This is a genomic window from Streptomyces sp. NRRL S-495, assembly GCF_000966955.1.
GTDB lineage: Bacteria > Actinomycetota > Actinomycetes > Streptomycetales > Streptomycetaceae > Kitasatospora > Kitasatospora purpeofusca.
In genome coordinates this window covers 1-9,910 of sequence record NZ_JZWY01000440.1, presented here as the reverse complement: position 1 = coordinate 9,910, position 9,910 = coordinate 1, and the positions used below count along the sequence as shown (strand labels likewise).

The 9,910-nt window shown below is 71.9% G+C and carries 7 protein-coding genes and 1 pseudogene; 2 read left to right on the top strand and 6 right to left on the bottom strand.

Annotated elements, in window-relative coordinates; all coding sequences use genetic code 11:
• The coding region (locus VR45_RS23055; protein ID WP_159394315.1) for a WD40 repeat domain-containing protein at positions 1-367 on the top strand (367 nt) is incomplete at its 5' end.
• 117 nt (positions 368-484) lie between these two features.
• Here VR45_RS23055 and VR45_RS23050 read toward each other — a convergent pair.
• On the bottom strand, positions 485-2,812 hold the full coding sequence (locus VR45_RS23050; protein ID WP_045941721.1) for a M9 family metallopeptidase: 2,328 nt from the start codon (positions 2,810-2,812) through the stop codon (positions 485-487).
• A gap of 179 nt (positions 2,813-2,991) precedes the next feature.
• Positions 2,992-4,074 (bottom strand): tRNA (adenosine(37)-N6)-threonylcarbamoyltransferase complex transferase subunit TsaD, encoded by a 1,083-nt coding sequence (gene tsaD, locus VR45_RS23045; protein ID WP_045941720.1) that lies wholly within the window; start codon positions 4,072-4,074, stop codon positions 2,992-2,994.
• 183 nt (positions 4,075-4,257) lie between these two features.
• Here tsaD and VR45_RS23040 point away from each other — a divergent pair, with 183 nt between their 5' ends.
• The gene (locus VR45_RS23040; RefSeq protein WP_045941719.1) at positions 4,258-4,860 is read left to right on the top strand and encodes a superoxide dismutase; all 603 of its coding nucleotides are present in this window, start codon (positions 4,258-4,260) and stop codon (positions 4,858-4,860) included.
• A 97-nt stretch (positions 4,861-4,957) separates the two neighbouring features.
• Here VR45_RS23040 and VR45_RS23035 read toward each other — a convergent pair whose 3' ends face one another.
• The 4 genes and pseudogenes from VR45_RS23035 to VR45_RS23020 all read right to left on the bottom strand — a co-directional run.
• The gene (locus tag VR45_RS23035; RefSeq protein ID WP_045941718.1) at positions 4,958-5,431 is read right to left on the bottom strand and encodes a hypothetical protein; all 474 of its coding nucleotides are present in this window, start codon (positions 5,429-5,431) and stop codon (positions 4,958-4,960) included.
• A 383-nt stretch (positions 5,432-5,814) separates the two neighbouring features.
• Positions 5,815-6,813 (bottom strand): methylmalonyl Co-A mutase-associated GTPase MeaB, encoded by a 999-nt coding sequence (meaB, locus tag VR45_RS23030; RefSeq protein WP_045941717.1) that lies wholly within the window; start codon positions 6,811-6,813, stop codon positions 5,815-5,817.
• A 12-nt stretch (positions 6,814-6,825) separates the two neighbouring features.
• Positions 6,826-9,052, bottom strand: a pseudogene (scpA, locus tag VR45_RS23025) (methylmalonyl-CoA mutase).
• On the bottom strand, positions 9,049-9,910 hold an 862-nt coding region (locus VR45_RS23020), incomplete at its 5' end, for a methylmalonyl-CoA mutase family protein (protein ID WP_045941716.1). The pseudogene scpA and the gene VR45_RS23020, both read right to left, overlap by 4 nt.

Genomic DNA, 9,910 nt, shown 5'->3' with positions numbered 1-9,910 from the left:
GGGGGACGACCGGGTGGTCCGGTCGTGGGACCCGCTCGCCGGGACCGAGGTGGCGGGGTTGCGCGGCCACACCGGCCGGATCCTGGCCGTCACCTTCAGCCCGGACGGCTCCCTGCTGGCCAGCGGCGGCGAGGACGGCACGATCCGGCTCTGGCGCGTCCCCGAGGAGGGCCGCCCGACCGCCCTCGCGACCCTGCTCGGCACCCCCGACGGCTGGGCCGCCCTGCTGCCCTCCGGCGCCTACAAGTGCGAGGGTGACGTCGCCGGCGAGTTCTGGCACGCCGTCGGCATGTGCCGCTTCGAACCGGGCGAGCTCGACTCCCATCTGCCCGGCGTCCACCGCCTGCCCCCGGAGGCCCTGCTCTGAACCCCTCCGGGGATGTGGGAGCGCACGGGGAGGGCCCCGCCGGTGGTACCGGCGGGGCCCTGGTGCGCTCAGTGGTTCACCCAGGTGGTGCGGGTGCTGCTACTGGCGGTGCTACTGCTACTGGTACTGCACGGAGAGGGTGGTGCCCGCGAAGTCCTGCTGGGCGGCGAGGCTGAAGTAGACCCAGCCGGCCGGGGGGTTGGTGATGGTCAGGGTCTCGCCGTTGCCGGGGTTGGTGGACTTGGCGAGGGCGTTGCTGGTGGTGGCCCAGTTGGAGCCGCCGTAGTACAGGTCGGCGTTGCCGGTGCCGCCGGTGCTGGTGAGGGTGAGCGTCTTGACGCCGGCCGGCAGGTTGATGAAGTGGTAGCTGTAGTTGCCGGTGGCGGCGGCCAGGTTGTCCCGGCGGCAGTTGTTGTCGAACTGGCGGGTGTCCGGGATGGTGCAGACCGGGGTGGTCGGGGTGACCGGGCCGGTGGGGGCCTCCGGCAGCGGGCCGCAGTCGTTGGTGGCGCAGGCGCCGAGCCAGTTGCTGAAGTCGGCGTCGTAGCGGGTGCCGATGGTGGTCTTCAGGATGGTGCGGGCGCCGTTCCAGTCACCCGCGCGGTACTTGGCGAGCACGGCGTCCATGTCGGAGCGGTGCTGCTGCAGCATGTAGCGGGTGGCCAGCCAGCCCCAGCGGTAGACCCGGTTGGAGTTGACGTCGGCGTCGGCGGTCTGGTCGTAGACGGTGTCGAAGAGCTCGCTGAGCTTGTAGGTCTTCTTGCCGGCCTCGGCGATCGCGTCGGCGTTGCGCACGTTGCGGTAACCGTAGGAGATGTTCTCGGCGATGCCCTCGACCCACCAGATGGTCGGGGTCACTATGCCGGCCTCGAAGTCGCCGGCCATGTTGTAGCGGCCGTCGAGGTAGTGGGTGTACTCGTGGTTGAGGTTCCAGATCTGGAACTCCGGGCGGATCCAGGACGCCTCGTGGGCGATGAAGCGGGCCTGGTTGCCGGCCACCGCCGGGTTGCCCTCCTCGTACATGCCGCCGTTGTCGACGTCGATGTCGTAGAAGGCCCAGGCGTACAGCGAGTACTGGTCGTAGTCGTCGAAGGCGACGACCTCGAGGTTGGTGTTCACATCGCCGGGGATGGCGCCCTTGTCACCGATGATCTTGTGGAAGTAGGCATCCTGGTTGATCAGGCTGGTGCAGGTGGTCGCAAGCTGACCCGGGGACATGTCCTGGGCCTTGATCTTCAGGCCGTCGTTGCAGACCTTCTGGATCGGCAGGATGACCGGCATGAGACGGGTGTTCAGGTCGCAGATACCGAAGTCCGCGCAGTGGCCCTTGTCGAACTTGCGCGTCGCCCAGCCCAGGTTCATGGTGATCGGGGCGGTCGGGCCGACGTTCGGGTAGCGGTTGATCAGGTCCTTCATGATCGGCCGCAGCTGGGTCTTCAGCTCCGGCACGTCCAGCGCGTAACCGAGGTAGCGGCCGATGTTGCTGACGACGTCCCAGCGGTTCAGCAGCGAGTCGTTACGGGTGACGAAGCCGGACCAGGAGTTCAGGATGCTGGGGTCGGCCTTGAGGGCGGCCTTCCAGCCCTTGCTGTCGTTCGCGGCGGCGAAGCCGTCCTTGAGGACCCAGTCGAACTCGGCGACGGTGGCCGTCATCCGCTCGGGCCAGGTGCCGGTGTAGTTGTCGAGCAGCCACTTGAAGTAGCCGGCGTAACGGCCGAGGGTGTCGGTCTGGCCGATCACCTTGACGACCTCGACCATGAGGTCGCCGTTGGCGGCGGTGGCGTCCTTGCTGTGGTTGTTCGCGAAGAACGCGTCCAGCCCGCCGCGGGTGGCGGCGGCCAGCGTCGGGCCGTAGCTGCCGATGGCGTTCGGGTTGGTCTCGTGCAGGTAGTAGCCCGCCCGCAGGAAGAGCACCAGCTGGCCGATGGCGGTGCTGTTGTCGCCCGGGTAGGCCGGGGCGGCGTCGCGCAGCGCGTTGGCGACGGTCACCATGTTGGCCTCGCGGAAGGCGGAGCCCGAGGCGTTGACGTCGATGTTGAACAGCGGCCAGGTGCACTCGACCCGCGGCAGGGCCTTGAGCTGCTGGACCAGGGAGCTGCCCGAGGCGTTGAGCACCCCGGACAGGTCGGGACAGGGGTCCGCGGCGGCGGCCGAGAAGCCCTTGGCGGCCTTGACCGGAGCGGTGGCCGGGGCGGCGGGCGGGGTGTGCGCCGCGGTGCTGTCCTGGGCGGAGATCTTGTAGGCGCTGGTGCTCTTGGCATCGGGCGACTTGGGGACCGGGATCGACCGCGGCGTGGCGGCCGCGGCCTTGGTGCCGGCCGGGGTGGAGGCGCCGGCCGGGGCGGCCTGGGCCTGCGGGGCGAACAGTCCGAGGGCGATGAAGAAGGCCGCGCCGAGCGCAGGGAGCTTGCGCGCGTTGGCCGTGTTTATCCGGGAGGGACGCATCTGTGGGGGCCTCCGGGGCCGTTCGGGGCCGCGATATGGGGGACGCGGCCACTCGATGTGTGACATGTAAAATGGCACACGCTCCCAGTCGCCGGGAAGGCCCGGGGGTCGAATAATCGATCGCCGCAACCGAAACGTTGTCAGGGGGCCCCGAGGTGGGGCATTTGTCCTGGTAGAGCTCAGGCGGCCGGGGCTACGGAGCGTCCGGCGGCGGCCCGCGGAGTGAGTGCCGCGGCCTCCAGCGGGGCCGAGGGGTCGACCGAGAGGTCCGCCGGGGCCGGCTCGGCACCGGCCCGGACCAGCAGGTCGCCGACGGCCGCGACCATCGCCCCGTTGTCGGTGCACAGCCGCAGCGGCGGCACCCGCAGGGTGATCCCGGCCGAGGCGCAGCGCCGCTCCGCCAGCTCCCGCACCCGCGAGTTGGCGGCCACCCCGCCGACCACCACCAGCGTCCCGATCCCGTGGTCCAGGCAGGCCCTGACGGCCTTGCGGGTCAGCACGTCGGCGATCGCCTCCTGGAGTGCGGCGGCCGCGTCCGGGACGTTCGGCTCGGTGCCGGCGGCCCGCTGCGCCTCCACCCAGCGGGCGGCGGCGGTCTTGAGGCCGGAGAAGGAGAAGGCGTAGGGCGGGTCGTTCGGTCCGCTCAGCGGGCGCGGGAGACGCACCGCGCGCCGGTCGCCGTCCCGGGCCGCCCGGTCGATCGCCGGCCCGCCCGGGTAGGGCAGGCGCAGGATCCGGGCGACCTTGTCGAAGCACTCGCCGGCCGCGTCGTCCAGGGTGTCCCCGAGGTGGACCACCGGATCACGGGCCAGGTCGCGCACCAGCAGCAGTGAGGTGTGCCCGCCGGAGACGATGAGCACGACGCACGGGTCCGGCAGCGGCCCGCCGTCGAGCGTCGCGGCGGCCACGTGCCCGGCGAGATGGTGCACCCCGTACAGCGGGACGCCGAGCGAGAAGGAGTACGCCTTGGCGGCCGCCACCCCGATCTGCAGCGCCCCCGCCAGGCCCGGACCGGTCGTCACCGCCACCGCGCCGACGTCGGCCAGGGTGAGTCCGGCCCGCCGCAGGGCCTCGTCGACCACCGGCGCCATCGCGTGCAGGTGCGCGCGGGCGGCGATCTCGGGGACCACGCCGCCGTAGCGGGCGTGCTCGTCCATCGAGGACGCCACCGCCTGACCGAGCAGTACGCCGTCGCGAACCAGCCCCGCGCCGGTCTCGTCGCAGGACGACTCGATGCCCAGCACCACCGGCGATCCGGCCACAGTGTCCACCCTTATTGCTTGCTGCTACTACCTGCAACTATTGTGCAACAAGGAACTGCGGTGAAGATCTCCGGGGTGGGAGGAATACGCAGGAGCCGGTGCTTAGTTTCTGCAACTGATACGCAATAGTGTTGACCCGGCACGATCGTCACCGTTGAACTCGCCGAAAGGGGCCGTGTCCTGATGGGCACCTACTCGCTTCCCGACCTGCCGTACGACTACTCCGCGCTGGAGCGCGCGATGTCCGCGGAGATCCTGGAGCTTCACCACTCCAAGCACCACGCCGCGTACGTCAAGGGCGCCAACGACACCCTGGAGCAGCTCGCCGAGGCGCGCGACAAGGAGCAGTTCGGCGGTCTGGTCGGCCTGCAGAAGACCTTCGCCTTCCACCTGTCCGGCCACGTGCTGCACTCGCTCTTCTGGGAGAACCTCTCCCCGGAGGGCGGCGACCGCCCCGACGGCGCCCTCGCCGACGCGATCACCGAGCACTTCGGCAGCTTCGAGGCGTTCAAGAAGCAGCTCACCACCGCCACCACCGGCGTCCAGGGCTCCGGCTGGGGCATCCTCTCCTGGGAGCCGCTCGGCAAGCGCCTGATCGTCGAGCAGGTCTACGACCACCACGGCAACGTCGGCCAGGGCACCACCCCGCTGCTGGCCTTCGACGCCTGGGAGCACGCCTACTACCTGCAGTACCGCAACGTCCGCCCGGACTACGTCACCAAGCTCTGGGACGTCGTCAACTGGCAGGACGTCTCGGCCCGCTTCACGGCCGCGACGAGCGCCTGACCCCTGCACAGGGGTGAGCCGCCCAAAAACACCTGACCCAGGGCAGGGCAGGTAACGAAGGGCCCCCGGCCGGTGCGAACCGTCCGGGGGCCCTTTGTCAGCGCCGGGCCCCGGCCGGCCAGAGCACCTCGACGGGAACGCCCAGCCGCCGTGCGTGGGCGACGACGTCCGCCGTCCCGCCGAAGCCCCGGGCGGGCAGCCCGTCCCAAACGGCGATCAGCCGGTCCACCTGCCCGACGAGCAGCTCGCTCCCGGCCATGTGGGCGGCCTCGTCGGACTCCACCCGACCGGTGGGGTGCTGCTCGGCGGCGTCCCGGAGGAGGCGGTCGTAGACCGGGTGGTGCCACTCCGGCAGGCCCTCGCGGTACCGCTGGGCGGGGATGACCACTTCGAGCCGGGCACCCCGGTCGAGCGCGAGTTCGGCGATCCACGCGTCCGGCCCGTCCGCGATGCAGGACACGACGGTGAGCCCGCCCACGTCCTCCGCCGCCAGGGAGTCGGCCAGCAACTGCCGGACCTTCCGCTCCAGTTCGGTGTCCAAACCCCGGTGCCCCGTGATTCCGATGCGCATCGTGTTCCTTCCTAGGGGTGTGTGCCGTGCGCGGGAGGGCGCCGATCCGTCCAGTCTCCGGTACGAGGTTGTGGCCGGCCAGAACGCCGTTGCCTGCGGCTCGGTCTCGTCCGTGGTGTGCTCGATGGCGGCGAGTACGGGCACAGCGGCGACGATCGCCGCCGCGGCGAGGAGTGAAGGCTGCCGACCGCTGCCCCGCGCTCCTGCGGCGGGAGCGCGGGGCCGAAGTGACGGGCGGACGTGGGCTGTTGTTGGTGGAGGTCCTCGCCGAGACATGGGGCCGGTGCCCGCAAGGGGACGGCAAGGTGGTCTGGTTCGAGGTCCCCGAGCAGCACGAAGCGCCGTGCCCCACCATGGGTGGGGCACGGCGCTCGGCCTCGCGCTCAGGTCGCCGGCGGCGTCCCGAACGCGTCCAGGATGCGGTCCGCCGCGAGCGTCGCGGTCATCGTGCCCTCGCGCACCCGGCGTTCCAGCTCGGGGACCAGGCGGCCCACCTCGGGGTGGGAGTGGAGGCGGGTCAGGAGCTGGTCGTGGACCATCGCCCAGGTCCATTCCACCTGCTGGTCGCGCCGCTTGGCGGCCAGCGCGCCGGTGGCGTCGAGCACCTTGCGGTGTTGCTGGAGCCGCTCCCAGACGACGTCCAGGCCGCCGCCGTCGCGGCCCGAGCAGGTCAGCACGGGCGGCGTCCACGGCGCGTCCGGGGGCTGCAACAGGCGCAGTGCGCCGGCGAGTTCGCGGGCGGCGGCCTTGGCGTCGAGTTCGTGCGGGCCGTCGGCCTTGTTGACCGCGATGACGTCGGCGAGTTCCAGGACGCCCTTCTTGATGCCCTGCAGCTGGTCGCCGGTGCGGGCCAGCGAGAGCAGCAGGAAGGAGTCGACCATGCCGGCCACGGTGGTCTCCGACTGGCCGACGCCGACCGTCTCGATCAGCACCACGTCGTAACCCGCCGCCTCCATCACCAGCATCGACTCCCGGGTGGCCTTGGCCACCCCGCCGAGCGTGCCCGAGGTCGGCGACGGCCGGACGAACGCATGAGGGTCCACCGCCAGGCGCTCCATCCGGGTCTTGTCACCCAGGATGGAGCCGCCGGTCCGGCTGGAGGTCGGGTCGACGGCCAGCACCGCGACCTTGTGCCCCTGCCCGGTGAGCATGGTGCCGAAGGCGTCGATGAAGGTCGACTTGCCGACCCCGGGCACCCCCGTGATGCCCACCCGGACCGCCCCGCCGGCGTGCGGCAGCAGCCTGGTCAGCAGCTGCTGCGCCAGCGCGCGGTGGTCGGGCCGGGTGGACTCGACGAGGGTGATGGCCCGCGCGATGTACGCGCGCGAGCCCTCCCGCACACCCGTCGCGTAGCTGTCGAGGTCGATCGTCCGGGGCGGCATCCGACCCCCGCCTCAGAGCTCGTGGCCGAGGTCGGCGGCGAGCGACTTCAGGAGGTCGTAGGCGGCCTCCGGGATCACCGTGCCGGGCGGGAAGACNGACCGCCGCGGCGCCCGCCTCGTAGAGGGCGTCGAAGTCCTGCGGGGGGATCACCCCGCCGACCACGATGGTGATGTCCTCGCGCCCGGCGGCGGCGAGTTCGGCGCGCAGCGCGGGCACCAGGGTGAGGTGGCCGGCGGCGAGCGAGGAGACGCCGACGATGTGCACGTCCGCCTCGACGGCCTGCCGGGCGACCTCGGCCGGGGTCTGGAACAGCGGGCCGACGTCCACGGTGAAACCGAGGTCGGCGAAGGCGGTGGCGATCACCTTCTGGCCGCGGTCGTGGCCGTCCTGGCCCATCTTGGCGACCAGGATGCGGGGCCGGCGGCCCTCGGCCCGCTCGAACCGCTCGACCAGTTCCCGGGTGCGCTGCAGGGGGGCGGAGGGGCCCGCTTCGTCTCGGTACACACCGGAGATGGTACGGATCTGGCCCGAGTGCCGGCCGTACACCTTCTCCAGGGCGTCCGAGATCTCGCCGACGGTGGCCTTGGCGCGGGCCGCGTTCACGGCCAGGTGCAGCAGGTTGCCGTCGAGCGAGCCGCCGCGCGAGGGCCCGGCCTCGGCGGCCCGGGTGAGCGCGTCCAGGGCGGAGCGGGTGGCGGCCTCGTCGCGCTCCTCGCGCAGCCGGCGCAGCTTCTCGATCTGGGCGGCGCGCACCGCGGAGTTGTCGACCTTGAGCACGTCGATCTGCTCGTCGCTCTCCACCCGGTACTTGTTGACGCCGATCACCGGCTGGCGGCCGGAGTCGATCCGCGCCTGGGTGCGGGCGGCCGCCTCCTCGACCCGCAGCTTGGGGATGCCGGCGTCGATCGCCTTGGCCATGCCGCCGGCCGCCTCGACCTCCTGGATGTGCTGCCAGGCGCGGTTCGCCAGGTCGTGGGTGAGCTTCTCGACGTAGGCCGAGCCGCCCCACGGGTCGATGACCCGGCAGGTGCCGGACTCCTGCTGGAGCAGCAGCTGGGTGTTGCGGGCGATCCGGGCGGAGAAGTCGGTCGGCAGCGCGAGCGCCTCGTCCAGCGCGTTGGTGTGCAGCGACTGGGTGTGGCCCTGGGTGGCGGCCATCGCCTCCACACAGGTGCGGGCGACGTTGTTGAAGACGTCCTGGGCGGTGAGCGACCAGCCGGAGGTCTGCGAATGGGTGCGCAGCGACAGCGACTTGGCGTTCTTCGGGTCGAACTGCTTGACCAGCTTGGCCCAGAGCAGCCGGGCCGCGCGCAGCTTGGCGACCTCCATGAAGAAGTTCATGCCGATCGCCCAGAAGAACGACAGCCGCGGCGCGAACGCGTCCACGTCCAGGCCGACGTCCAGTCCGGCCCGCAGGTACTCGACGCCGTCGGCCAGGGTGTAGGCCAGCTCCAGGTCGGCGGTGGCCCCGGCCTCCTGGATGTGGTAGCCGGAGATGGAGATCGAGTTGTACCGGGGCATCTTCTGCGAGGTGTACGCGAAGATGTCGGAGATGATCCGCATCGAGGGCTGCGGCGGGTAGATGTACGTGTTGCGGACCATGAACTCCTTGAGGATGTCGTTCTGGATGGTCCCGGCCAGCTTCTCCGGCGGCACCCCCTGCTCCTCGGCCGCCACGATGTACAGCGCCAGTACGGGCAGCACCGCGCCGTTCATGGTCATCGAGACGGACATCCGGTCCAGCGGGATGCCGTCGAACAGCTGGCGCATGTCATAGATCGAGTCGATCGCCACGCCCGCCATGCCGACGTCGCCGGTGACCCGCGGGTGGTCGCTGTCGTAGCCGCGGTGGGTCGGCAGGTCGAAGGCGACCGACAGGCCCTTCTGACCGGCCGCCAGGTTGCGGCGGTAGAAGGCGTTGGACTCCTCGGCGGTGGAGAAGCCCGCGTACTGCCGGACCGTCCACGGCTGGTTCACGTACATCGTCGGGTACGGGCCGCGCAGGTACGGGGCGATGCCCGGGTAGGTGCCCAGGAAGTCCAGGCCGGCGAGGTCCTCGGCGGTGTACAGCGGCTTGACGCCGATGCCCTCGGGGGTGTCCCAGAGCTGCTCGTCGACGTCCTTGCCGGTGGCCTGCCGCCAGGCGGCGCGCCACTGGCCCTCGGTGGCTTCCGGACGGGCGGCGGGGGCGCCGTCGGCGTCCGGGTCGAGCCCGATCGCGGTGAAGTCGGGGATCATCGGGCCACTCCGATCTCGTCGAGCAGGGAGGTCAGGACGGCGACGGCGTCGCCGCCGGCGAAGACGAAGCCGTCCACGTCCGCGGGCGGGTTCTCGCCCGGCCGGCCGGCCAGCAGGACGCGGCGCGCGCCGGCCGCCCTGAGTGCGCCGGCCACCGCCTCGCCGTGCTCGCCGTACAGGGCGTCGCTGGAGCAGAGGCAGGCCACCGCGGCGCCACTGGCGGCGAACGCCTCGGCGAAGGCCGCCGGGTCGGTGCCCTCGTGCGCGGTGGTGGCGATGCCGCCGGCCTGGAACAGGTTGGCGGCGAAGGTGGTGCGCGCGGTGTGCGCGGAGGCGTTGCCGATCGAGACCAGGAACAGCGCCGGCCGCCCGCCGGTGGCCGCGAGGTGCGCGTCCGAGCGGTCGCGCAGCGCCTCGTAGGCCTCGGCGCGCCGCACCGTCGGCAGTCCGCCGCCGGGGCCGGCCGGGGCCGGCTCGCGGACCAGGGCCTGCTCGCCGAGGTTCGGGAACTCGCTGACGCCGGTGACCGGTTCGCGCCGCTTGGCGAGCCGGACCGAGCGCTCGGCCCAGGTGGCGGCGATCCGCTCCTCGACCAGGCCGGACTCCAGCGCGGCGCGCAGCCCGCCGGCCCGCTCGATCTCCTGGAACCACGCCCAGGCGGCGTGGGCGAGTTCGTCGGTCAGCCGCTCCACGTACCAGGAGCCGCCGGCCGGGTCGACGACCCGGGCCAGGTGCGACTCCTCCAGCAGGATCGCCTGGGTGTTGCGGGCGATCCGGCGGGCGAAGGCGTCCGGCAGGCCGACGGCCGTGTCGAACGGCAGCACGGTCACCGCGTCGGCCCCGCCGACACCGGCGGCC

Bases quoted from the DNA above. Each gene is read 5' to 3' on its own strand.
- VR45_RS23035 (WP_045941718.1), bottom strand. From the start codon at position 5,431: ATGCGCATCGGAATCACGGGGCACCGGGGTTTGGACACCGAACTGGAG.
- VR45_RS23050 (WP_045941721.1), bottom strand. From the start codon at position 2,812: ATGCGTCCCTCCCGGATAAACACGGCCAACGCGCGCAAGCTCCCTGCG.
- meaB (WP_045941717.1), bottom strand. From the start codon at position 6,813: ATGCCGCCCCGGACGATCGACCTCGACAGCTACGCGACGGGTGTGCGG.
- VR45_RS23040 (WP_045941719.1), top strand. From the start codon at position 4,258: ATGGGCACCTACTCGCTTCCCGACCTGCCGTACGACTACTCCGCGCTG.